The organism is Staphylococcus sp. HMSC077D08 (assembly GCF_001837945.1).
In the GTDB taxonomy this organism is placed as follows: Bacteria; Bacillota; Bacilli; order Staphylococcales; family Staphylococcaceae; genus Staphylococcus; species Staphylococcus epidermidis.
This window is the reverse complement of the sequence record NZ_KV834794.1, coordinates 92,392-115,605: the sequence shown is the minus strand read 5'-3', so window position 1 is coordinate 115,605 and position 23,214 is coordinate 92,392. Positions and strand designations below refer to the sequence as shown.

The 23,214-nt window shown below is 31.2% G+C and carries 23 protein-coding genes, 2 tRNA genes and 1 riboswitch; of the genes, 14 read left to right on the top strand and 11 right to left on the bottom strand.

The genetic code is table 11. The features are described from left to right. Nucleotides 1–203: 203 nt before the first annotated feature. Nucleotides 204–1,289, bottom strand: coding sequence for a lipoteichoic acid biosynthesis protein CozEa (cozEa, locus tag HMPREF2663_RS08310; protein WP_002457139.1), 1,086 nt, complete (start codon nucleotides 1,287–1,289; stop codon nucleotides 204–206). Nucleotides 1,290–1,513: 224 nt separating this feature from the next. On the opposite strand from cozEa, the gene HMPREF2663_RS08305 reads away from it, so the two are divergent. After that, nucleotides 1,514–2,269, top strand: coding sequence for an esterase family protein (locus HMPREF2663_RS08305; protein WP_070593031.1), 756 nt, complete (start codon nucleotides 1,514–1,516; stop codon nucleotides 2,267–2,269). Nucleotides 2,270–2,422: 153 nt separating this feature from the next. Continuing rightward, entirely contained in the window at nucleotides 2,423–2,932 is a 510-nt protein-coding gene (locus HMPREF2663_RS08300) for a YjcG family protein (protein WP_002457137.1), read from the top strand. Between the two features lie 263 nt (nucleotides 2,933–3,195). On the opposite strand, the gene ltaA is transcribed toward HMPREF2663_RS08300, so the two are convergent. Together ltaA and HMPREF2663_RS08290 are read right to left on the bottom strand one after the other, a co-directional pair. After that, complete coding sequence (ltaA, locus tag HMPREF2663_RS08295) at nucleotides 3,196–4,389, bottom strand: lipoteichoic acid biosynthesis MFS flippase LtaA (RefSeq protein WP_002490070.1); 1,194 nt, start codon at nucleotides 4,387–4,389, stop codon at nucleotides 3,196–3,198. Beyond that, complete coding sequence (locus tag HMPREF2663_RS08290; protein ID WP_002458034.1) at nucleotides 4,367–5,542, bottom strand: diglucosyl diacylglycerol synthase; 1,176 nt, start codon at nucleotides 5,540–5,542, stop codon at nucleotides 4,367–4,369. Before HMPREF2663_RS08290 ends, ltaA begins: the two co-directional genes overlap by 23 nt. Before the next feature lie 519 nt (nucleotides 5,543–6,061). Between HMPREF2663_RS08290 and HMPREF2663_RS08285 the strand changes: the two genes are divergently transcribed. The 7 genes from HMPREF2663_RS08285 (at nucleotide 6,062) to HMPREF2663_RS08255 (ending at nucleotide 15,510) form a co-directional block, all read left to right on the top strand. Continuing rightward, on the top strand, nucleotides 6,062–7,546 hold the full coding sequence (locus HMPREF2663_RS08285; protein ID WP_060545997.1) for a UDP-N-acetylmuramoyl-L-alanyl-D-glutamate--L-lysine ligase: 1,485 nt from the start codon (nucleotides 6,062–6,064) through the stop codon (nucleotides 7,544–7,546). Then, nucleotides 7,536–7,781, top strand: coding sequence for a YueH family protein (locus HMPREF2663_RS08280; protein WP_002446116.1), 246 nt, complete (start codon nucleotides 7,536–7,538; stop codon nucleotides 7,779–7,781). The genes HMPREF2663_RS08285 and HMPREF2663_RS08280 overlap by 11 nt, the downstream gene beginning before the upstream one ends. A gap of 3 nt (nucleotides 7,782–7,784) precedes the next feature. Then, nucleotides 7,785–9,347: a peptide chain release factor 3 gene (locus tag HMPREF2663_RS08275; RefSeq protein WP_002446117.1), complete on the top strand. Its 1,563-nt coding sequence runs from the start codon at nucleotides 7,785–7,787 to the stop codon at nucleotides 9,345–9,347. A gap of 113 nt (nucleotides 9,348–9,460) precedes the next feature. Continuing rightward, a riboswitch (yybP-ykoY riboswitch) is annotated at nucleotides 9,461–9,584 on the top strand. Nucleotides 9,585–9,655: 71 nt separating this feature from the next. Continuing rightward, nucleotides 9,656–10,462 (top strand): TerC family protein, encoded by an 807-nt coding sequence (locus HMPREF2663_RS08270; protein WP_002446118.1) that lies wholly within the window; start codon nucleotides 9,656–9,658, stop codon nucleotides 10,460–10,462. 207 nt (nucleotides 10,463–10,669) lie between these two features. Continuing rightward, nucleotides 10,670–12,490: a S1C family serine protease gene (locus tag HMPREF2663_RS08265; protein ID WP_070846171.1), complete on the top strand. Its 1,821-nt coding sequence runs from the start codon at nucleotides 10,670–10,672 to the stop codon at nucleotides 12,488–12,490. A 17-nt stretch (nucleotides 12,491–12,507) separates the two neighbouring features. After that, on the top strand, nucleotides 12,508–13,866 hold the full coding sequence (locus HMPREF2663_RS08260; RefSeq protein ID WP_002446120.1) for a TrkH family potassium uptake protein: 1,359 nt from the start codon (nucleotides 12,508–12,510) through the stop codon (nucleotides 13,864–13,866). A gap of 138 nt (nucleotides 13,867–14,004) precedes the next feature. Then, entirely contained in the window at nucleotides 14,005–15,510 is a 1,506-nt protein-coding gene (locus HMPREF2663_RS08255; protein WP_070846169.1) for a bifunctional metallophosphatase/5'-nucleotidase, read from the top strand. 102 nt (nucleotides 15,511–15,612) lie between these two features. Here HMPREF2663_RS08255 and HMPREF2663_RS08250 read toward each other — a convergent pair whose 3' ends face one another. Together HMPREF2663_RS08250 and HMPREF2663_RS08245 are read right to left on the bottom strand one after the other, a co-directional pair. Next, on the bottom strand, nucleotides 15,613–16,215 hold the full coding sequence (locus HMPREF2663_RS08250; RefSeq protein WP_001829312.1) for a CPBP family glutamic-type intramembrane protease: 603 nt from the start codon (nucleotides 16,213–16,215) through the stop codon (nucleotides 15,613–15,615). Nucleotides 16,216–16,220: 5 nt separating this feature from the next. Continuing rightward, entirely contained in the window at nucleotides 16,221–16,406 is a 186-nt protein-coding gene (locus HMPREF2663_RS08245) for a YkvS family protein (protein ID WP_001829339.1), read from the bottom strand. A gap of 204 nt (nucleotides 16,407–16,610) precedes the next feature. Here HMPREF2663_RS08245 and HMPREF2663_RS08240 point away from each other — a divergent pair, with 204 nt between their 5' ends. Next, entirely contained in the window at nucleotides 16,611–17,597 is a 987-nt protein-coding gene (locus HMPREF2663_RS08240; protein ID WP_070846166.1) for a lipoate--protein ligase, read from the top strand. 77 nt (nucleotides 17,598–17,674) lie between these two features. On the opposite strand, the gene HMPREF2663_RS08235 is transcribed toward HMPREF2663_RS08240, so the two are convergent. Further along, on the bottom strand, nucleotides 17,675–17,893 hold the full coding sequence (locus HMPREF2663_RS08235; RefSeq protein ID WP_001829292.1) for an IDEAL domain-containing protein: 219 nt from the start codon (nucleotides 17,891–17,893) through the stop codon (nucleotides 17,675–17,677). A gap of 214 nt (nucleotides 17,894–18,107) precedes the next feature. On the opposite strand from HMPREF2663_RS08235, the gene HMPREF2663_RS08230 reads away from it, so the two are divergent. The 3 genes from HMPREF2663_RS08230 to HMPREF2663_RS08220 all read left to right on the top strand — a co-directional run bounded on the left by HMPREF2663_RS08230 (nucleotide 18,108) and on the right by HMPREF2663_RS08220 (nucleotide 19,026). Further along, nucleotides 18,108–18,683: a competence protein ComK gene (locus tag HMPREF2663_RS08230; RefSeq protein ID WP_001829272.1), complete on the top strand. Its 576-nt coding sequence runs from the start codon at nucleotides 18,108–18,110 to the stop codon at nucleotides 18,681–18,683. A 176-nt stretch (nucleotides 18,684–18,859) separates the two neighbouring features. Further along, nucleotides 18,860–18,934 (top strand) — tRNA-Asn (locus HMPREF2663_RS08225). Between the two features lie 3 nt (nucleotides 18,935–18,937). Then, a tRNA-Ser gene (locus tag HMPREF2663_RS08220) sits at nucleotides 18,938–19,026 on the top strand. A gap of 347 nt (nucleotides 19,027–19,373) precedes the next feature. Here HMPREF2663_RS08220 and HMPREF2663_RS08215 read toward each other — a convergent pair. The 4 genes from HMPREF2663_RS08215 to HMPREF2663_RS08205 all read right to left on the bottom strand — a co-directional run bounded on the left by HMPREF2663_RS08215 (nucleotide 19,374) and on the right by HMPREF2663_RS08205 (nucleotide 21,135). Then, entirely contained in the window at nucleotides 19,374–19,613 is a 240-nt protein-coding gene (locus HMPREF2663_RS08215; protein ID WP_070846164.1) for a hypothetical protein, read from the bottom strand. Nucleotides 19,614–19,846: 233 nt separating this feature from the next. Beyond that, nucleotides 19,847–20,377: a GNAT family N-acetyltransferase gene (locus HMPREF2663_RS08210; RefSeq protein WP_070846162.1), complete on the bottom strand. Its 531-nt coding sequence runs from the start codon at nucleotides 20,375–20,377 to the stop codon at nucleotides 19,847–19,849. A gap of 322 nt (nucleotides 20,378–20,699) precedes the next feature. Then, nucleotides 20,700–20,816 (bottom strand): SAR1012 family small protein, encoded by a 117-nt coding sequence (locus HMPREF2663_RS13225; RefSeq protein WP_002486587.1) that lies wholly within the window; start codon nucleotides 20,814–20,816, stop codon nucleotides 20,700–20,702. Between the two features lie 103 nt (nucleotides 20,817–20,919). After that, complete coding sequence (locus tag HMPREF2663_RS08205) at nucleotides 20,920–21,135, bottom strand: TM2 domain-containing protein (RefSeq protein WP_001831694.1); 216 nt, start codon at nucleotides 21,133–21,135, stop codon at nucleotides 20,920–20,922. A 229-nt stretch (nucleotides 21,136–21,364) separates the two neighbouring features. On the opposite strand from HMPREF2663_RS08205, the gene HMPREF2663_RS08200 reads away from it, so the two are divergent. Further along, complete coding sequence (locus HMPREF2663_RS08200; protein WP_002458045.1) at nucleotides 21,365–21,922, top strand: GNAT family N-acetyltransferase; 558 nt, start codon at nucleotides 21,365–21,367, stop codon at nucleotides 21,920–21,922. 294 nt (nucleotides 21,923–22,216) lie between these two features. Here HMPREF2663_RS08200 and HMPREF2663_RS08195 read toward each other — a convergent pair whose 3' ends face one another. Next, nucleotides 22,217–23,155 (bottom strand): 1,4-dihydroxy-2-naphthoate polyprenyltransferase, encoded by a 939-nt coding sequence (locus tag HMPREF2663_RS08195; protein ID WP_002446131.1) that lies wholly within the window; start codon nucleotides 23,153–23,155, stop codon nucleotides 22,217–22,219. Nucleotides 23,156–23,214: the final 59 nt, after the last annotated feature.

The window sequence follows — 23,214 nt, the reverse complement described above, 5'->3', positions numbered from 1 at the left end:
GACACTATTTATTTTGTTGTTAGAAATGTATCGGGGGTTAAAAATTTTATTAAATGCATAATTCCATATAAACAGTAGAAATGACGGAGCTCTATAAGATGATATGATTCATTGCTTACGTGTCTAAAAAAACCAAGGACATCTAATTATGTCCTTGGCTTGAATTGGTGGTATAATTTTCAATCTTATGATTATAACTATTATTAATCTTTAACATTACTATTTGCTTTATCGACAATACGTTGACGATATTTAAAAATGTTGCTCACTAATGTTTTGATTACAGCGTATAATGGAACTGCAACAAGAATGAGTGTGAATCCACCTAAATCTCCAGCTGCAAGTATAACTACAATAATAGTTAATGGGTGAATGCTTAATGATTTACCCATTACATTAGGAGTAATCACGTTACCTTCAAGTTGTTGTGCGATTAATGTTACGACACATACCCAAATAAAAGTTGAAGGACCATCAATGATACCTAGTATCGCTGCCGGTGCAAAAGATAACCATGGACCTAAAAATGGTATTAAGTTAGCTACGCCGGCGAATAATACTAATAAAGGCGTATATGGTAATCCTATAATCGTATAACCTATATATAAAATAATACCTAAGATGATACTAACTGTCACTTGACCTTGAATATATGATTTTAAAGTGAAGTTTAAGTCTTTTAATAAATCTACAACAAAAACTTTACGTTCTCCTTTGAAAAATTTACCGATTGCTGGGATAAATTTTTCATGATCTTTTAGCATATATATCAGGAAGAAAGGCACCATTATTAATAAAAATACAGTTGAGATGAAAGACGTAATATATGACACTGAATTAGATAAAATAGACGTTGCACCATCTCCCATGGATTTAACTGCTTTATTAATACGATGTGTGACATCATCTGGTAATTTATCCATTTGTCTTAACGAGAAATTAATTAATTGTTCGGCTTCTCTTTGTAATGATGGTGTTTGTTTAATTAAATTATTAATATTGGAAATAATGATAGGTGCTATAAATGATACCACAATAGCGATGATAGCTATTAATCCTATGAATATTGTTGTTATACTAGCCCAACGTGGAAAGCCCCACTTTTCTAATATGTTTTGAAAAGGTAAACATATGTAAAAGAGAAATCCACTAATTAAAAATGGAAGGAAGACTGAACCAATGATAGTAGCTATTGGAGCAAATACTTCATGTACTTCCATAAATAGTTTGATGAGTATGAACAGCATAATAAAAAATATTCCTGTTCTAAACCAAACCTTATTGAACATAGATTGTGATCCTCCTATTTTATTCTTTTTCATACTCAATAAGTATATATCAAAACTCAGTCATTAAAAAGAGTAAATACTTTTACAATATAACTGAATGCACTGTATTTTTAATAAAATGAAAAAACTAGTATGAAATTAATTTGTATACGAGCTTGCTATAAATTTAAAAGTATTATAAGTATTGATACAATAGTATTAACATTACAAGGGAGCATCGGTTTATGTCGGAGTTTAAAGTAGGTAAGATTAATAAAAAAATAATACATAGTGATATTTTAAATAGAGATGTAATATTATCGGTTTATTTACCTGAGGATTATACAAACTTATTTAAATATCAGTTGATTTTTTGCTTTGATGGTTTAGATTTTTTTAGATTTGGTAGAATACAACGTATATATGAACAGTTACGTGAAGAGCAATCAATACAACGTGCAATTATAGTAGGATTCCATTACGAAGATGTTGAAAAACGTAGGGAAGAATTTCATCCTTCAGGACGTCGTTCTAATTTAACCATTAAAGCAATGGGAAAAGAAATTCTTCCTTATATCGATGCGACATTTCCAACTTATAAAGTAGGTAATACAAGGTTACTTATTGGAGATAGTTTAGCAGGAAGTATCGCTTTGATGACTGCAATGACTTATCCAACTATATTTAGTCAAGTTGCGTTATTGAGCCCAATGTATAATGAAAATATTAAGCAAAAATTTGATACATGTATGAATAAAGATCAATTGACGATATGGCATGCCATTGGTTTAGAAGAAGAAGATTTTATTTTACCAACTAATGGTAAAAGAGCTAACTTTTTAACACCTAACCGCGAATTGAACCAACTGATTAAAGAAGGTAATATTGAATATTTCTATAAAGAATTTAAGGGTGGACATCATTGGAAATCATGGAAACCACTGCTAGGAGATATTCTCTTGCAATTTCTAAGTAATCAAATAAATGGAAAATATGTTTAATAAAGTAATATAAATAAAATAGTATGTTAGCGAATGGTTATTGAATACGATAAATCTATTAATTTCAGAAATGTAATTGTTTTCATGATAAAAGTAACGGTTTTCAAAAAGTTTTGATATAATAGGAATAAGTTAAACAAAGGAGGAATTTAAATGATTTTAGGATTAGCATTGGTTCCGTCAAAGTCATTTCAAGATGAGGTGAATGCTTACCGCAAGCGATATGACAATCATTATGCTCAAATAATGCCTCATATCACGATTAAACCTCAATTTGAAATCGATGATCATGATTTTAATTTAATTAAAGATGAAGTGAAAAATCGAATTTCTAGTATAAAACCAGTAGAAGTACATGCTACAAAGGCATCTAATTTTGCTCCAATCAGTAATGTTATATACTTCAAAGTTGCTAAAACAGAACCATTAGAGCAATTATTTAATCAATTTAATACAGAAGATTTTTACGGTACTGCTGAACATCCTTTTGTACCTCATTTTACAATTGCCCAAGGTCTAACAAGTCAAGAGTTTGAAGATATATATGGTCAAGTAAAATTAGCAGGGGTAGACCATAGAGAAATAATCGAAGAACTATCGTTACTTCAATATAGTGAAGAAGAAGACAAATGGACTATTATTGAAACTTTTACATTGGGATAAGAAATCCAAAATTGTAAAGTGAAATTGAATTTACAGAATCATATTGTTAAATACAAGAAGAGCGCTTAAATCAACTAAAAACGCCAAATCCTATTGTGTTTCAGTAGGATTTGGCGTTTTTATATGAAACATAATTATATTGTATAGTTAATCATTCAAAAAGATTAATGTACGCTTTATATTGAATATTCATATTTCAAATGCATATCAATGACGTTTCATTAATATATACAACTCATCTTTATATAAATGATTTATAGATTTTAAGGTTTAACCCTTCTGTTTGTTTTAATAAAGTAATATCCGTAAAATACTGCAAGTGCAAGAAAAATCATCGCTGAAAAGTAAAAAGTATTATTTAAATTATTAGTAAATTGAGTAATTAGACCTCCGACTAGTGGACCTATCATTGAACCGAAGCCTTGAACACTGTTAAACACGCCCCACGTTTCTTCCTGTTCGTTAGGATTAATATGACCAGCCATAAAGGTATTCCAAGCCGGTAAGAGGATACCATACATAAGCCCAATAAACAGCCCTATGGTCCAAACTATATATATATTTGTAATTGTAGATAGCCCGAATATAAGAATTGTATATAGTATAAAGCCACTAAAAATAACTCCATACATAAAACCTTTGCTATTATTATCGATGATTTTTGATAAAAATAACATAGAGAAAGCACACCCTATGCCACCAATAATGATTGCTATTGTATATTCAACGGTTGATACTTTCACAACTTGTGTTGCATATTTTGGGAGAATAGGTACAAGTGCTGCTATAGCTGCTCCTTGTAACAAGATACCTGGAAATAGGATAAGATGACGTTGTGTAACATCTACAATTTGTTTTAATTGTGCTTTCACAGGTTTAGTATTGTAATTTGTTAAGTTGATATTAACAAAATAGTATAGAATCCAGGCAATAAGCACAACCAAGGCCATCAAAAATGCAAAACGAGTAGGATGGAATTTAATAAGTAAGTTCATGATAACCATACCTACCAATAAACCTAGCAACCATGAAAAGTATACATAACCCATTTGTTTGCCGCGGTTTCTTTCATCTACACTAGATAGCATAATAACCCAAATCGGACTCACAGCAATTCCTAACATAATAGCACTGAAAATAATTATGAATGGTGATGCCGGGAACCATATCACTAAAAACAAGCTTATAAAAGCAAGTAAGAATCCAGATGTAAGTACTAATTTTGAACCAAACTTTTTAAGTAAAAAGCCGATGACAAAATTTGTTGCAGCATCTGCGATAAAGTGAATGGAAAAAGCAAATGATGTGATTGCTATTGCGATAGAGGTCACTGTAGGTAAAAAGTTTATATAACTTAATATGTACATACCTCTTGCAAATTCCATCAGAAACAGAATTACCAACATCATAACAAAGTTTCTGTTACTTGAGTAATTACTTGACGAAGAATCTTGCATACAAAGGAACCTTTCCATAGATTTCATCAGGTTGAGATGAGTGACCTATTAAATCTAATAAATCTTTACAAATCTTTCTAGTAGAATACCCTACCTTTGATTCTAGCATTTTAGATGACATAACCTTTAAAGTCTCTTCGTTATTTGTTAAGTCAGAAACAATATCAATTGCTTCATTTGGAGTATCTGCTATTTTTCCAAATCCTTTACTTTCAAAGTAATATGCATTTTCAAGTTCTTGACCAGGTGCAGGGTTTAAAAAAATCATAGGAATACAACGACTAAGTCCTTCGGAAATTGTGATACCACCAGGTTTGGTAATCATTAGTTGGCTTGATGCCATCCACTCATTCATGTGATTTGTATATCCTAATATTTTTACACTTGGATTATCTTTGAACTTAGATTTTAATGAACGTTTAAGTTCTTTACTACGTCCACAAATCATGACCACTTGCGAATTTGGACTTTTTTCTAAAATATTATTAATCATATAGTCAAAGCCTTTTGAAACGCCAAATGCACCTGCTGACATTAATATAGTAGGTTTGGAAGGATCTAAATGTTGTTGCGATAACCATTCTTCTTTATCAATAGATTCTTCAAATTTATCAGCAATAGGAATGCCTGTCACTTTAATATATGAAGCAGGAACACCAGCTTCAATGAAATCATCTTTAGTATCTTTTGTTGCTACATAATATCTTTGTGAATAGGGTGTAATCCAATTTTTATGCATGCGATAATCTGTCATAACTGTCGCAATAGGGATATTTATATTAAATTGTTCGGTCAACACTGACATCACAGGTGTTGGAAATGTTAATAATATGAGATCAGGCTTTTCTTTAATAAGTAAGTTGATGAGTTTATTTAATCCATAATATTTATAAAAACATTTATCGAGCTCATTAGGGCGACTATAATAAAATCGTTTATATGTATTTCTAAAATATTTAAAGCTATTGATATACCATTTCTTACATATAGAAGTCATAATTGGATGAGCTTCCATAAACAAATCATGTTGAATGACTGATAAATGATTGAGATTCATCTCATTCAATTGGTTGACAATACTTTGCGTGACTTGCATATGACCGTTACCAAATGATCCAGTAATAATCAATATCTTTTTATTTTGAGTAACCATTTATAGCCACCCTCCGTTAATTTTTAAAATTTATAATAATTGTAACGTATTTTCATACATTGTAAAAGGAAAAGAAGTGTACCATTTATTGTATTTAAATACTATAAATACGGCGTGCAATACAATGCTTTGTCATAAATTGCTTTATAAAGTGTTCATTATTGATTAAGTATGGTTGCAAGATAACGAAACTAAATTTGAACACATTCTGCATGATTTTAGTATTATCTTCAAAAAATCTTAGTATTTGCTATATATTATGTTAATACATGTATATCTTAGCATTATTTAAATATGGAATGAATTATTTAAAGGTGAGCGCAACAAAATTTTAAGTATATTTTAACACTACCTTAACAGTCTTTAATGAATGATTTTATCACTATCTAATAGAACGTGATTTGGATATATTACGTCAATTATGATTAAAAATAAATTAATAAGACTTATAATTATAAATTTATCAACGATAATAAAACGTGTATAATAGACTTATTGTAAAAAAAGGAGCGATACATTTTGAATGCAAGTGCGTTGTTCAAAAAAATTAGAGTAAAAAATGTAATTGGTACATTAGATATACAGGTGGACGATATTACCACTGACTCACGTACAGCTAAAGAGGGAAGTCTATTTGTAGCATCTAAAGGATATACGGTAGATAGTCATAAGTTTTGTCAAAATGTAGTAGATCAAGGTTGTAGTATTGTTGTTGTCAATAGAGAACTCAAACTTAAAGGTAATGTGACGCAAGTTGTTGTTCCAGACACTTTACGTGTTGCAAGTCTATTGGCACATGAATTATATGAGTTTCCAAGTCATCAACTGACGACATATGGTGTTACGGGGACGAACGGGAAAACATCGATTGCAACTATGATTCATTTAATTTATAGAAAATTGAATAAAAATAGTGCATATCTAGGTACGAATGGATTTCAAGTTAATGAAACAAAAACAAAAGGTGCGAATACAACACCAGAAACAGTAGCATTAACAAAAAAGATTAAAGAAGCAGTTGATGCCAATGCAGAAGCAATGACGATGGAAGTTTCTAGTCATGGATTGACCTTAGGTCGACTTAGAGGCGTAGAATTTGACGTTGCTATCTTTTCAAATTTGACTCAAGATCATTTAGACTTTCATGGAACTATGGAAGCTTATGGACATGCTAAATCGTTATTATTTAGCCAGCTTGGTGAAGATTTGTCTAAAGAAAAATATGTTGTATTAAATAATGATGATGACTTCTCCGATTATTTAGCAAGTGTGACCCCCTATGAAGTATTTACATATGGTATTACACACGAAGCGCAATTTATGGCTAAAAACATTAAAGAATCTTTGCAAGGTGTAGAATTTGAATTTTGTACTCCTTTTGGAAGTTTTCCAGTTAGATCTCCTTATGTAGGTAGATTTAACATTTCAAATATTATGGCTGCTATGATTGCGGTTTGGAGTAAGGGAACAAATTTAAATGAAATTATTAATGCTGTTACTGAACTTGAACCTGTAGAGGGTCGCTTAGAAGTACTCGACCCATCACTTCCTATAGATTTGATTATAGATTATGCACATACTGCAGATGGTATGAATAAACTGATTGATGCTGTAAAACCATTTGTTAAACAAAAGCTGATCTTTTTAGTAGGTATGGCTGGGGAAAGAGATTTAACGAAAACACCTGAGATGGGGAGAGTAGCATGTCGAGCAGATTATGTTATTTTTACTCCAGATAATCCTGCTAACGATGACCCTAAAATGTTGACAGCTGAATTAGCTAAAGGCGCAACGCATGAGAATTATATAGAGTTTGATGACCGTGCAGAAGGTATTAGACACGCGATTGATATTGCTGAACCAGGAGATACAGTTGTTTTGGCCTCAAAAGGTAGAGAGCCTTATCAAATTATGCCTGGTCATGTTAAAGTCCCACATCGCGATGACTTAATTGGTTTAAAAGCAGCATATCAAAAATTTGGTGGTGGACCTGTTGAAGATTAAATCACTTCAGTTTCATGGAATGATGATGAACGTATATTACCATCAGTCTAATGATTCAATCATGTTAGCTATTCCAGAACTTTTTTGGTCCATTGAATTATCCAAAGAGTTAGATACAGATCAACTATATGAAGAATTAGTGATGCAATTATTCAATTTGTTGACTGAAGTTGAAGCAGATACATTGGCACGTAATATAACTGATTTGATTAGAAATGAATCCAAAGGAGAATGATAAATGAATTTAAAAGAAGAAATAGAGTCAAGAAAGACATTTGCCATCATTTCACACCCTGATGCTGGTAAAACCACTTTAACTGAAAAATTGTTGTATTTCAGTGGAGCGATTCGTGAAGCTGGGACAGTTAAAGGAAAAAAAACGGGTAAATTTGCAACAAGTGATTGGATGAAGGTAGAACAAGAACGTGGTATCTCAGTTACAAGCTCTGTAATGCAATTTGATTATGATGATTATAAGATAAATATTTTAGATACGCCGGGACATGAAGATTTTTCAGAGGATACGTATCGTACATTAATGGCAGTAGATAGTGCAGTTATGGTTATTGACTGTGCTAAAGGTATAGAACCACAAACATTAAAATTATTTAAAGTTTGTAAAATGCGAGGTATCCCTATTTTTACATTCATCAATAAATTGGATAGAGTAGGGAAAGAGCCATTTGAATTACTTGATGAAATTGAAGAAACACTTAATATTGACACTTATCCAATGAATTGGCCTGTTGGTATGGGACAAAATTTCTTTGGTATTATTGATAGACACTCTAAAACGATTGAACCATTTAGAGATGAAGAAAATTTATTACATTTAAACGAAGATTACGAACTTAAAGAAGAACACGCGATAAAAAATGATAGTGCATTTGAACAAGCAATTGAAGAAATGATGCTTGTCGATGAAGCGGGTGAAGCATTCGATAATGAAGCGTTACTGAACGGGGAATTAACACCTGTTTTCTTTGGATCGGCATTAGCAAACTTTGGCGTACAAAATTTCTTAAATGCATACGTTGATCATGCACCAATGCCTAATGCGAGACAAACTAAAGAAGAGGTTGATGTTAGTCCATTCGACACAGATTTTTCTGGGTTTATCTTTAAAATCCAAGCCAATATGGATCCGAAGCATCGTGACAGAATTGCATTTATGCGCGTAGTAAGTGGTGCGTTTGAAAGAGGAATGGATGTAACCTTACAAAGAACAAATAAAAAACAAAAAATAACTCGTTCCACATCATTTATGGCTGATGATAAAGAAACTGTTAATCATGCTGTAGCAGGCGATATTATTGGTTTGTATGATACAGGTAACTATCAAATAGGTGATACCTTAGTTGGCGGTAAGCAGAAATATAGCTTCCAAGAGTTACCACAATTTACTCCAGAAATATTTATGAAGGTTTCTGCCAAAAATGTAATGAAACAAAAGCATTTTCATAAAGGAATTGAACAGCTTGTTCAAGAAGGTGCAATTCAATATTATAAAACGTTGCACACTAATCAAATTATCTTAGGTGCTGTGGGTCAATTACAATTTGAGGTTTTTGAACACCGTATGAATAATGAATATAATGTAGATGTGGTTATGGAACCAGTCGGACGTAAAATTGCGCGTTGGATTGAAAATGAAGAAGATATTAAAGATAATATGAATACCTCTAGATCTATTTTAGTAAAAGATAGATACGACAATTATGTGTTCCTATTTGAAAATGAATTTGCAACGCGTTGGTTTGAAGAAAAATTCTCTGATATTAAGCTGTATAGCTTATTATAATTGAATGTTTAAACTTACCACTATTCGGGCACACCATAGTATATGAAAAATGTTTATATTGCTATGCAGTGTCATAGTATGTATACTGAAAATAACAAATAAATACCTATGACAAAACTGTCAGAGGGGAGTAACTTGAGAATAGTTATTCAATGCATTTAAACTGCTAATAACTATTCAACACTTTATCGTCATTACGAAGATAAGTCTTCCGGTAAAGTGGGCAAAACTATTGCTAAGTGAGACCTTTGCTATTTAATTAGCATAGGTCTCTTTATTTGTATTTAAACTAAAAGGAGTTGTCCACAATGGATCCGAGTTTGATTTTACCTTATTTATGGGTACTTTTAGTACTTGTATTTTTAGAAGGATTATTAGCAGCTGATAATGCAATTGTAATGGCGGTAATGGTTAAACACCTACCACCTAAACAACGAAAAAAAGCACTTTTTTATGGCCTATTAGGTGCATTTATTTTTAGATTTATTGCTTTATTCTTAATAAGTATTATTGCAAACTTCTGGTGGATTCAAGCAGCTGGTGCTGTTTACTTAATCTATATGTCTATTAAAAATTTATGGCAATTTTTCCATCAGTCAAATGAAAAACATCATAAAGAAACAGGAGACGAACATCACTTCGATGAAACAGGTAACGAAAAAGAAGTGGGCCCTAAATCTTTTTGGGGAACAGTATTTAAAGTTGAATTCGCCGATATCGCGTTTGCAATTGATTCGATGCTTGCCGCATTAGCTATAGCCGTTACATTACCAAAAGTTGGCATACATTTTGGTGGTATGGACTTAGGTCAATTTATTGTTATGTTCCTCGGTGGAATGATAGGTGTCATCCTGATGAGATTTGCAGCAACTTGGTTTGTAGAATTGTTGAATAAATATCCAGGACTAGAAGGTGCTGCGTTTGCAATTGTAGGTTGGGTAGGTATTAAACTTGTTGTAATGGTACTTGCACATCCTGATATTGGCGTTTTACCAGAAGCATTTCCACATAGTGCTTTATGGCAAACAATCTTCTGGGTAGTATTAGTTGGCTTAGTATTAATAGGATGGTTAACTTCAGCAATTGGCAACAAGAAAAAAGGTAACCAAAAATAATTTGATTGATACGCTAGAACCTTTGCTTAATAATAAATTAAGTGGAGGTTCTTTTTATTTTAATTTTTATTAGAACATTGCAGTTTTATAGTTAAAATATTAAACTTTAGTTTATAAACGAATTTAAAATGATGATATATAGTATTAAAATAACTTAAATTTAACAGATAAAGAATGAGTTAAAGAAACTATAGGAGTGGTCTTCTAGTGGATAACGATAAAAAACAAGTCATACCACGCAGTCAATATCGCCGTAAAAGACGTGAGTACTTTCATAACGAAGAGCGAGAAGAGCGCATTAGACGCGAGAAAATAGAGAAGGAGAATCAAGCTAAAAGAGAACAGCATCAAACTAAAGTCAATGAGGAACGTGTTAAAGATAATTTGAGAAAAGCAAGAATAGAAAAACTGACTCAAGAGGAAATACATCAACAACGTGATGATAAAAGTTATAAACAAAATAATCAAATGAGTAAATCAAAAGACGACGATAATAAAATTGGAGAAGAAAGTTTACATGATGTTCGAGTTTTAAGTGACACCTCCACGTTACCGCATCAAAGTAAGTCAAAACAGTTGAATGATAATCAATCAAAGGAAAATCAATATCATAATAAAGTAATTGAATCCTCAGAAAATAAGTCAATAAAAGAGCATGATAATACTTCTGGAAACGAAAGTAAACAACATACTAAATTGACTTCAAAGGACTCCATGTTAGGTGTAAATTCTAATCATACTGAGCAAGATTCAAGAGGTACACAACCATATTCTTCAAAACATAGCTATTCACAACCAGAAGATAAAGACAACGATAATACTCAACAAGCGCAATTTCTTAAAAAAGAAGGCGAACAAGGTAGCAGAGCCGAAAATATTAAAAAAATTAATGAATTTAAACAATTGGTAATAGCTTTCTTTAAAGAACACTGGCCTAAAATGTTAATTATTATAGGTATTATAGTATTACTTTTAATATTAAATGCCATATTCACTACAGTTAATAAAAATGATCATACAAATGATAGTGCATTTAACGGTACAACTAAAGATGAAACAACAGCGATGAAAATTGCTAAAAACTCTGTTAAGTCAGTTGTAACAGTCGAGAATGATTTGTCTAATGACACGACTGTGTCTGATAACAAAAATGAATCTGATAATGAGATAGGTTCAGGTGTCGTCTACAAAAAAGTGGGCGACTCTATTTATATTTTTACTAATGCACACGTCGTTGGTAATCAAGAAAAACAAAAAGTAACATATGGTAATGATAAATCTGTGACAGGTAAGGTGATTGGTAAAGATAAATGGTCTGATTTAGCAGTTGTAAAAGCTAAAGTTGCTGACGAAAATATTAAACCAATGACTATGGGGGATTCTAATAATATTAAATTGGCTGAACCTATTTTAGTTATAGGAAATCCTCTAGGCACAGACTTTAAAGGAAGTGTTTCTCAAGGTATTGTGTCTGGACTCAATCGTCATGTACCTGTTGACATTGATAAAAATGATAACTATGATGCTCTGATGAAAGCTTTTCAAATTGATGCGCCTGTGAACCCGGGAAATTCAGGTGGTGCTGTAGTCGATAGAGATGGTAGACTCATAGGTATAGTTTCTTTAAAAATTGATATGCATAATGTAGAAGGAATGGCTTTTGCGATACCTATTAATGATGTACGTAAGATTGCGAAAGAATTAGAGCATAAAGGTAAAGTGAACTATCCAAATACTGAAATCAAAATCAAAAATGTTGGTGATCTTGACGATTCTGAACGTAATGCAATCAACTTACCAACTAAAGTGAATCATGGTGTATTAATCGGCGAAGTGAAAGAAAATGGTTTAGGAGACAAGTCAGGTTTAAAAAAAGGTGATGTAATAGTAGAATTAGATGGTAAGAAGATTGAAGATAACTTACGATATAGACAAGTCATATATAGTCATTATGATGATCAGAAAACAATCACTGCTAAAATTTATCGAAATGGTGCGAAGAAAAATATTAAAATCAAATTGAAATAAATGTTGAGGTGAAAATCATGTCAGTTTTAAGTCAGCTGCTTAAAAAATCTAGCCCTCAACAAGGGATTATACTCTATTATCTATTTGCCATAGTCGTTGCATTTTTATTATTAAATTTGCCATATGTCCATAAGCAAGGGGTTGAGGTTAATCCAATTGATACACTTTTTGTAGCTGTATCAGGTATTAGTGTTACGGGATTATCACCAATTACTATAGTCGACACATATTCAACCTTTGGTCAAATTATCATACTTATTATTTTGAACATCGGTGGTATAGGTGTTATGGCTATTGGAACCATGCTTTGGGTTGTTTTAGGCAAACATATTGGAATTAGAGAGCGACAACTCATTATGTTAGATAATAATAGAGATACTATGAGTGGAACGGTTAAACTAATTTTAGAAATTGTAAGAACAATTTTTATTATTGAGTTTATAGGTGCACTCTTACTCGCGTTCTACTTTTATCGGGATAATCCTGATTTAAAAAACGCATTAATGCAAGGCGTTTTTGTGTCAGTATCTGCTACGACTAACGGTGGTCTTGATATTACTGGTGAATCTTTAGTTCCCTATGCAAAAGACTATTTTGTACAAACGATAGTAATGTTCTTAATTGTGTTAGGATCTATAGGATTTCCAGTTTTGTTGGAGTTAAAAGCATATATTAAGAATCGAGTAACTAATTTTAGATTCTCATTATTCACAAAAATAACGACAACAACGTACTTATTCTTATTTTTATTTGGCGTTATTGTTGTATTAATATTAGAACATAGCAATGCATTTAAAGGATTGAGTTGGCATCAATCACTATTTTATGCATTGTTCCAATCATCAACGACCAGAAGTGCAGGTTTGCAAACGATAGATGTGTCACATTTTAGCGACGCAACAAATATTGTAATGGGATTATTGATGTTTATAGGGTCATCTCCTAGTTCTGTAGGAGGCGGAATTAGAACAACAACATTTGCTATTTTAATTTTGTTTGTTATTAACTTTAATAATACTGGTGACAAAACAGGTATTAAAATTTTCAACAGAGAAGTACATATTATGGATGTACAAAGATCATTTGCCGTATTTACTATGGCGTCATTGATTACATTTATTAGCATGATTATTATATCTGCCACTGAACAAGGCAAGTTGTCCTTTCTACAAATTTTCTTTGAAGTAATGTCTGCGTTTGGTACATGTGGTTTAAGCTTAGGTGTGACAAGCGATATCAACGATATTACCAAGGTTGTATTAATGATATTAATGTTTATAGGTCGTGTAGGCCTCATTTCATTCATCATTATGTTAGCTGGACGTAAAGAACCCGAAAAATATAGCTATCCTAAAGAACGTATACAAATTGGATAATCATTACACTATTAGCAAAGGCATACATACACCTTTGCTAATAGTTTTTTTATTTGGAATGATATCAATGCGATAATAGTTTTATAACATTTAATGAATGGTACATGTTACACTAAATTTAAGGAGAGGAGTGGCTCTATGGAAAAAAATGAAAATAAAATAGTTGATGTGATTGCAACTTCTGATATGCATAGTCACTTCTTAAATGGTGATTATGGCTCAAATATTTATCGAGCTGGTACTTATGTTAATGAAGCTCGAAAAAATAATGAAAATGTCATATTACTAGATAGTGGGGGAAGTTTGGCGGGATCACTTGCAGCATTCTATTACGCCGTTGTAGCACCATATAAACGTCATCCTATGATTAAGTTGATGAATGCAATGCAGTATGATGCTAGTGGAATTAGCCCTAATGAATTTAAATTTGGATTATCTTTTTTGACACGTTCAGTTGCACTCTCAAGGTTTCCCTGGCTATCAGCAAATATAGAGTATACTGTTACTAGAGAGCCATATTTTTCTACGCCTTATACAATCAAAATGTATTCAGATTTGAAAATTGCTATCGTAGGTTTAACCTCAGATGGATTAATGAAGAACGAGTACGCAGAAATGGAAGAAGATGTCTGTATTGAGAAGACTTTGGTTTCAGCTAAACGTTGGATTAGATACATACATGAAGTTGAAGAGCCAGACTTCCTTATTGTTATTTATCATGGTGGGTTAAATAAAATAAGTAGTACCAATAAAAGAAATGAAAAAAATGCAAATGAAGCTGAAAAAATTATGGAAGAACTTGGTGTTATTGATGTAATTATTACCGCTCATCAACATCAAACAGTTGTCGGAAAAGATCATGAAACTATATATGTTCAAGCAGGTCAAAATGCTGAGGAATTAGTACATCTTTCAATTAAATTTAAGAAACGGACAACTTCTTATGAAATTGAGCACATCGATTCAAAAGTTATAGACTTAAATGATTACCATGAAGATGAACAATTATTGAAAGAAACATATTATGACCGTAAGGCAGTTAAACACTGGGCAAATTCAGTTGTTTCAAACAAAAACAATGGCTTAACAGTTCAATGTATTGAAGATATTATTTGTAAGCCTCATCCTTTTACTCAGTTATTACATGATGCAATTCGATTAGCCTATAATTACGATATTTCTTGTGTGCATATACCTAAGAATGGTGAAGAAGGGTTAAAAGGAACTATAAGAAATAGAGATATATACGATGCATATCCTCATCCAGATAAACCTATAGATATCACTGTCAAAGGTAAAAATATCAAAGATATACTTGAATACAGTTATGCGCATATTGATTTTAATAAGCGACAATTAAGTATGACAATGATAGATGAAACGTTATTTACAGTTTGGCAAGGGTTTGATTATTGTATAGACATGTCACAATCACCGTTTAATAGAGTGAAATTAAATGGTCTAAATGAAGAAGATTCGTATAGAATAACAATGACTGATTATTGTTATAGAAACTACAAAATGTATTTACAAGAAGCTATCGTTCACGACACATATTCGGAAACGATGGGTGGATTGATTAGAAAAAATTTAAAATGTGACATGTATTCTGTGAAATTAAATCATAATTTTAAAGTTTATTAATCTTCCTCGTACTATTTATAACGGTGTATGTGTCACTTTTTCTTTAATTAATTTAAAAAAGCATTTCTTAGCTCAAATTCATGAGTCTAAGAAATGCTTTTTTTATCCGTGGAATATCAATAATAAAATGATAGCCACAATTTGACCAATTGTAGTCGTAGCAATACGTCTCGTATATTCATAGCTAAGAGATAGAATGAACTGAGCTACAAAAATAAAGAATACAATCCACCAATTATCTAAGTATATAAATAATGAACTTGAACATATTGCAACAATTAAAATGCTAGCCCATTTCGGTAAGTTATATTTTATTAATTCCTTTTGTAAAACAGTTCTCATATATAGTTCATGACAAGGTATCACAAATAATAAAGTAACGAGCATTTGCCATTTAAAGTAGACACCCGTTCGTGATAATTCTTTGATTAAAGATGCGTATGATAATTCTGATGAAATAAGTGAAAAAATCAATTGTATAATAATGAGTGCGACACTCGTTATTATACCCATGCCTATGGAAGTTAATAATCGTTTAGATGCAATGTCTCTTTGGTAAAAAACATAACTTATTCCAGCTATTAACATAATGCCAGTATATAAATACCAGTATTCCTGATGTTCTCCCCACATCACAAATAATATGGCGTGAAAGATGATGAAGCTTATAACAAACCAAATCAAAGCTTTAGAAACATTTTTCATTTTAATTAACCTTCTTGATCAACGATTTTGTATCGCTTATGATTGATAACTGTCTTTTCCGGTAAATCTAATTCATTAAAATTATCCATAATAGTTAAATCTACAATAACAGAGTTATCATTAATCTTCTCGACACGGCCTCTTAAACCGTCATAAAATTCTACTATATTACCTACTTCTGCAACAGTCATTACGAGTCCTCCCTTAAATCATAGCTAGATTATATTGTACTAAAATTTACTTGACAAATAAACTAATTTCTATGAAAAAGAAGTGAACTAAAAGAAAATTATAAAATATCATTCATAAATGAGTAAAAGAGTGGAATTTTTCTTATAAATCATTCATAACTAGGGTAAGGGCATATAGAGAGACTTATTTAAGGAGAGAATGTTATGAAATTTATTAGCAACAATAATATTAATGATCCTTCCATCAATTTAGCAATGGAAGAGTATGTTCTTAAAAATTTACCTTCTGAAGAAAGTTATTTTTTATTTTATATTAACAGACCTTCAATTATTGTTGGAAAGAATCAGAATACAATTGAAGAAGTTAACCAATCGTATATTGATAAACATCAAATTGATGTAGTAAGACGTATTTCTGGAGGTGGGGCTGTCTATCATGATACTGGAAATTTAAATTTTAGCTTTATCACAGATGATGATGGTCATAGCTTTCATAATTTTAAAAAGTTTACGATGCCCATTGTACAGGCCTTACAATCAATGGGAGTTAATGCTGAAATGACTGGACGGAATGATATACAAGTAGGGCAAGCTAAAATATCTGGAAATGCTATGGTTAAAGTAAAAAATAGAATGTTTAGTCACGGTACATTAATGCTAAATTGTGATTTAAATGAAGTTCAAAATGCATTAAAAGTGAATCCAGCTAAAATTAAATCTAAAGGCGTTAAATCTGTTAGAAAAAGAGTTGCCAATATTGAAGAATTTCTAGAACAGCCAATAGATATAGAAGAATTCAAACAAATTATTCTTAAAACTATTTTTGGTGAAAATGAAGTTGAAGAATATGTACTAACAGAAGAAGATTGGAAGAATATTAAGCAATTAAGTAATGAAAAGTATCGTACGTGGGAATGGAATTATGGCAGCAATCCAAAATATAATATTGAGCGTGAAGAGAAATTTGAGAAAGGTTTTATTCAAATAAAATTAGATGTAAAAAAAGGAAGAATTGAACGGGCAAAACTATTTGGAGATTTCTTCGGCGAAGGTGATGTAACTGAACTTGAACATGCGTTAGTAGGTTGCTTACATGATTTTGAACATATAGAAGAGGCACTTCAAAATTATGATTTCTATCACTACTTTGGGGATATAAATAAGTATGAAATTATAAGATTGATGTCCTAAGTATGATAAAAAGGTCTATTCTCAACTTGTTTTAAAGTAGGGAATAGACCTTTTATGATGAGTGACTCGAGTCTAATTTATTCACTTAAAAATGCCTCCAATTGTTTAAATTCGTTAGTATATTGAATAAAATCGTTCTCGTTTTTATTGATGAGCGCTTCGTCAATTAAGAGTTTAAGTTTAGCTTTTCTTGCATTTCTGAGTGCTTCTTCAATGACGAGTTCAACGCCTAAATCGTTCACTGTCATTACAAAATCTTCTAATGTAGTGTACTTGACCTCAGTATTGTGATTCATAAAGACCACGACCTTTCAATTATTTAATATATAAGTATTATACTGATTTTAAATTTTGAAATCAATGAATATTCTGACATTTTAAAAGAAATATGTGTAAAAAGAAAATAAAAGTAGAACTTGATTTTATTTTGAGCTTGGATAAAATATTATTAGGTTATTATTTTTTATTTTTAATAATCATCTAAGTAATTGAATAAAGTGAGGTTTTTTAATGACACATTTACCCGAAACGATTTATGTTATACGAAAAGGTGATATGGTAATACGACCTAAATATGATGAATATCAGCAGACAAATGGTACTGAGATTATCAGATTTGATCAAACCCGAAAAGAAAGTCCATTTAAAGTACAGAGAATTATCGAAAGATCATGTAAGTTTTATGGCAATAATTATATTAGTAAAAAAGCAGAAACGAATCGTATTACTGGAATTTCTAGTAAACCACCTATTTTACTTACACCTCTTTTTCCTACTTACTTTTTTCCAACTCACTCGGACCGTCAAGAAGAAAATATATGGATTAATATGCATTATATTGAAAATGTTAAAGAACTTAAAAATCGTAAGAGTAAAATAATTTTTGCGAATGGTGATTCTTTAACACTCAATGTATCATTTCATAGTTTGTGGCATCAATACACCAATGCAATCATCTATTATTACATGGTAGATAAGCAATCACGAATGAAATCTAACAACCCTGAACAACCCATTGACTATAATCAGTCCTCTTTAAATATTTTCGAGGCGCTTTCACGCTACTCTCTTTTTGAAGAAAATTAGCTTTTCCCAAACTATTTAAAAAAATTGATGACAGTGTTTCAATTTAAAATATGCGGGACGTTAATATTAAATAAGTGTAAATGTTCCGTATATTTTTTTAATATAACTCTTGAAAAATTCAACAAGATTGATATAATAATACTTGTGCTTGATAGAGATAGTTTACTTATTATTTATCCGCAGTAGCTCAGTGGTAGAGCTATCGGCTGTTAACCGATCGGTCGTAGGTTCGAATCCTACCTGCGGAGCCATATGGAAACGTACTCAAGTTGGCTGAAGAGGCGCCCCTGCTAAGGGTGTAGGTCGCGAGAGCGGCGCGAGGGTTCGAATCCCTCCGTTTCCGTTCATTAGTAAAAATCAGTTTAATTCTGATTAACTAAATTACGCTAGAACGTTGATGTATCAACGTTCTTTTTCTTTATACAATAATAAAAAAGACAATTTCTATATTAATTCAATAGAAATTGTCTTTATTTACTTATCCTAGAACTTTATCTTCCGGACTCTTTCTATGCATATCTATGGTTTATATTCTATTGTCTTAAACTTAACCAAAAAATAAACATCAAAAGTAACAATAACAAACTTGATTTTTGTAAAATATAGATATCTTCAAATTTTTTAAATCATTCAAGCTAATATATAAGTATCGATCCTTATTTTAAAAAAGAACGTTATTCCTATATAGGATCAAGTCAAGAAGAAACTCGTTTTCAATCGTTTCAAAACCCTCTTAAATTTTGGCTTACTTTTATTTATTTTTCCTACTTTTACAACTAAATAAATAGCATTAACAACCATCACAATAGTATATGGAATTAATATATATGGATTATCAGATTGATATACAAAAATTAACCCAAGTAAAAAAATGGAATTTAAGATAGTTGCTATAAAATAACCTTTATCTAATACTGTGTTTTTATCCAAAATAAGAACTCCTTTTTTAGGCAATGTTAATATAACTGCTTTATTGACGTTGAGCCTTCGAAAACTCTTAACAAACTAAAAACTTGTCGAATGGTCGGCTTAATAGCTCACGCTATGCGACATTCGTCTTCAAGTTTAGTTAAGGGTTCTTCTCAACATCAATAAATTTTCTCGGCATAAATGCCTAGTCTTTATCTATTCAGTAGATTTAAAAACTAAGATAAATAAATTTTTCATTCAAAAAAAGCATCTGAATATTGAATTATCCCAGAAGTTTTATCCAAAGCATTTTTCTTTAATTCAATAGCCATTAAAAATTCGTCTGGTACTTCAAAAGGGGCTTTAATACCCCAGTTAGAAGCTTTTTTAAACCCAAATTTTGGATAATACTCTGAGTGTCCCATCACTATAACCGAATCAAAATTAAGCTTTTCTGCTACTTCTAAAGATTTTTGTATCAAACTTTGACCTACGCCTCTATTTTGATAATTAGGTAAGACAGAAACAGGCGCTAAAGCTAATGACTCTATAGATTTCTCATCTTTAACAATAAAAATTTTAGATAACAATATATGACCTATAATTTTATCTCTATGTAATGCTACTAAAGATAAATCTGGAATAAACTCATCAGAATTTCTCAAACTCGCAACTAATCTATGTTCACTCTGATCACTATATTCTTCATTAGCAAACGCTTCTTTTACAACTTCTTCTGTAATCTTATAATCTTCCTTTTTTTCTTTCCTAATAAAAAAATTCATTCTCTTTCTCCTTATCCTAACTCTTATTTAAGTTAAAAGATTTATAAAATAAATATCGATTTATCCAAGAAATATATCAATTAATACTTTTAGAACTAGAAGATTTATCTAATAAAATTTATTTACATAACCTAGTTTTATTAGATAAATCAACAACTAATATTTTAATAAATTAAGAATGAAGAAAATATGATAAACGTATCAAAGATGTAGTTCGATAAGTTGAGTAATTCGCATGTATATCACAAGAAAAAAAGAATGTTTGTGGCAACGAACATTATTAAAAAACGGAATTGCTAATCAATTCCGTTTTTTAATATTTCTATTTGTGATTGTTTTTATTTCTATCGTTAGAATTTTTGGAAATAAGGTTTCGTATCATTTTGACAATATAACCGGAAACTAAAATTCTAATCACTCTTTTAACAATATTCTGCATGTTAACTCCCCTTATATTTTGTTTGATATCTTATACCCAGTTTTTGTAGGAGCTAAAAGTAAAATTTGTTTTTTTGGAAAATATGAAGAAATATTTTTAGATCTTATTTTTTATCAAAAGTTATGTAGCCGTATTCATCTGCTTTTTTAGTAAAAATAACAATGATAGCGTGAATGATTGCGACAACACTTGGAATGCCAGTCCAGAAAAAGACGAGATGTAGAATACCTTGTCCAACTTGGTCGGCATAAAATTTATGCACGCCCAGACCACCTAAAATCAATGCTACTATAATATAAATTGTTTTGTTAACTTTCATTATGTCTGCCTCCGTATGGTTAATTTAGTTTTTAGTCTTATCTTTATTTTTACAGATAATTATTTAGTTTATCAAAGTAAAAGTATTAAAGAAGATGTTATGATATAAAGTGAAGGTTTAAATTTATAGTGATTGTTTAATTTTAAGATGTCAACATCATGTCGTATTTATTTTTATTTAGAAATTGAGTATAAACTTTAGCTATCAATATCTAAAAGGGGAGTCAAATGTGATTAGAAAAGCGAAAACGAGTGATAATCGACAGATTGCAGAGTTATGTTATCTTATTTGGAGAGATATGGAATTAGATATTACCAAGGAAATAACTAAAGATCGTATTATTGAAGCGATAGAATTAAGTATTGTGAATGTAAGATACCGGTCGTTTTATGAGCATATTTGGGTATATGAGAAAGACGGGGTTGTTGCTGGATGTGTAATTGCTTATCCTGGGAAAGAGGAAATGGATTATGAACAACAATGGCTTAAGTTACCACTTGAAGAAGATATTCTTCAGTTAGGTACACCATTACCTGAAAAAGAATCATACGATGATGAAATATATATAGAAACAGTAGTAACGTCTCCAAAATATCGAGGACAAGGTATTGCAACACAACTTTTAAAGTATGTCATTTCCACTCATGCACATGAAAAATGGGGATTGAATTGTGATTATGATAATAATAAAGCACGCCATCTATATCACAAATTAGGGTTTAAAGAGGACGCGACAATTCATTTATATGGCCATCAATATTTTCATATGACATTGAATAATAAGTAACATCACATCATAATGAAAGGTGTGTGGTGTATATAAATGAGTGCCCATTAATTTTGTTTACAGATTGAATTTTTATAAATGGTTTCAGTGGGTTATAAGTTATAAGCGTGTTGTCTAAACCTACTCCGAACCCCAACTTGCTTTGTCTGTAGAATTTCTGTTTGAAATTCTGGGTTTAGACAAATGTTGAAATAACTCGATATTAAGCGGGTTTTTAAATTAAATTGTTGTCTGTGTTTGCAATAAAAAAGCCTGGGGCATTGATTAATGTCCCAGACTCATTCGTGTGAAAGTTTAGATTGCACCTAAAAGTGCACTAATATAGATTCCTAATGCATACAATAAACCAAAGAATGTATTCGTTTTACCTGTCGCAGCCATCGCAGGCATCATTGTTTCAGGCGTATCATTTTTATTAAAACGTCTTACCGCTTTAATAGGCATTGGGAATGATAATAAGACTAACAAGTAAAATAAGGATCCCGCAGGTTTAAAAAAGGCTGTAATGATGACAATGATATATGCGACGGCATACATCATTGCCATAAAAATAACTGAAGCACGTTTACCTAAAAGTATAGGTAAAGTTTTTCTACCGCTAGCCTTGTCTTTAATACGGTCACGAATATTGTTACCCATATTGATTAAACCAATTGTGATGACTATTGGAATACTTAACCAAACGGCATATCCTTGAACATTACCGGTTTGTATGAAAAATGAAAGTAGTATGATAATCATACCCATAAATAATCCTGAAAATAGTTCACCAAAAGGTGTCCATGAAATTGGAATAGGGCCACCGGTATATAGATAGCCAATTGCCATACAAACAATGCCTACTGGAATAATCCAGAATGAGCTTTGTATTGCTAAAAAGATACCTAAAAGTGCTGCAATGATGTAAAAAGCAATTGCTAAATTCATTACTTGTTTTGGACTCATACCATTACGTACAATAGCACCACCAATACCCACAGAGGTATGATCATCAAGACCTTTTTTAAAGTCATAGTATTCATTAAACATGTTTGTTGCAGCTTGAATTAACAAACATGCAACTAACATAGCTAAGAAAAGACTAAATTTTAGATGGTCTTCGCTACCGAGTAAATATATTTTAGCTGCTGCAGTACCAACGAGTACAGGGACAACAGCGGCTGTTAAAGTATGAGGTCTCATCAATTGCCAGTACTTCTTAACAGTGGAATATTGTTGATATTGATCTGACATGATATGCACAACCTCTTATTTATATAGTTTTATCATCAACATTTTAAATGAAACACCAG

What these genes read in the sequence shown, in the direction of transcription:
- cozEa (WP_002457139.1), bottom strand. Translation starts at nt 1,289, where the DNA reads ATGTTCAATAAGGTTTGGTTTAGAACAGGAATATTTTTTATTATGCTG.
- HMPREF2663_RS08305 (WP_070593031.1), top strand. Translation starts at nt 1,514, where the DNA reads ATGTCGGAGTTTAAAGTAGGTAAGATTAATAAAAAAATAATACATAGT.
- HMPREF2663_RS08300 (WP_002457137.1), top strand. Translation starts at nt 2,423, where the DNA reads ATGATTTTAGGATTAGCATTGGTTCCGTCAAAGTCATTTCAAGATGAG.
- ltaA (WP_002490070.1), bottom strand. Translation starts at nt 4,389, where the DNA reads ATGCAAGATTCTTCGTCAAGTAATTACTCAAGTAACAGAAACTTTGTT.
- HMPREF2663_RS08290 (WP_002458034.1), bottom strand. Translation starts at nt 5,542, where the DNA reads ATGGTTACTCAAAATAAAAAGATATTGATTATTACTGGATCATTTGGT.
- HMPREF2663_RS08275 (WP_002446117.1), top strand. Translation starts at nt 7,785, where the DNA reads ATGAATTTAAAAGAAGAAATAGAGTCAAGAAAGACATTTGCCATCATT.
- HMPREF2663_RS08270 (WP_002446118.1), top strand. Translation starts at nt 9,656, where the DNA reads ATGGATCCGAGTTTGATTTTACCTTATTTATGGGTACTTTTAGTACTT.
- HMPREF2663_RS08260 (WP_002446120.1), top strand. Translation starts at nt 12,508, where the DNA reads ATGTCAGTTTTAAGTCAGCTGCTTAAAAAATCTAGCCCTCAACAAGGG.
- HMPREF2663_RS08255 (WP_070846169.1), top strand. Translation starts at nt 14,005, where the DNA reads ATGGAAAAAAATGAAAATAAAATAGTTGATGTGATTGCAACTTCTGAT.
- HMPREF2663_RS08250 (WP_001829312.1), bottom strand. Translation starts at nt 16,215, where the DNA reads ATGAAAAATGTTTCTAAAGCTTTGATTTGGTTTGTTATAAGCTTCATC.
- HMPREF2663_RS08245 (WP_001829339.1), bottom strand. Translation starts at nt 16,406, where the DNA reads ATGACTGTTGCAGAAGTAGGTAATATAGTAGAATTTTATGACGGTTTA.
- HMPREF2663_RS08240 (WP_070846166.1), top strand. Translation starts at nt 16,611, where the DNA reads ATGAAATTTATTAGCAACAATAATATTAATGATCCTTCCATCAATTTA.
- HMPREF2663_RS08235 (WP_001829292.1), bottom strand. Translation starts at nt 17,893, where the DNA reads ATGAATCACAATACTGAGGTCAAGTACACTACATTAGAAGATTTTGTA.
- HMPREF2663_RS08230 (WP_001829272.1), top strand. Translation starts at nt 18,108, where the DNA reads ATGACACATTTACCCGAAACGATTTATGTTATACGAAAAGGTGATATG.
- HMPREF2663_RS08210 (WP_070846162.1), bottom strand. Translation starts at nt 20,377, where the DNA reads ATGAATTTTTTTATTAGGAAAGAAAAAAAGGAAGATTATAAGATTACA.
- HMPREF2663_RS13225 (WP_002486587.1), bottom strand. Translation starts at nt 20,816, where the DNA reads ATGCAGAATATTGTTAAAAGAGTGATTAGAATTTTAGTTTCCGGTTAT.
- HMPREF2663_RS08205 (WP_001831694.1), bottom strand. Translation starts at nt 21,135, where the DNA reads ATGAAAGTTAACAAAACAATTTATATTATAGTAGCATTGATTTTAGGT.
- HMPREF2663_RS08195 (WP_002446131.1), bottom strand. Translation starts at nt 23,155, where the DNA reads ATGTCAGATCAATATCAACAATATTCCACTGTTAAGAAGTACTGGCAA.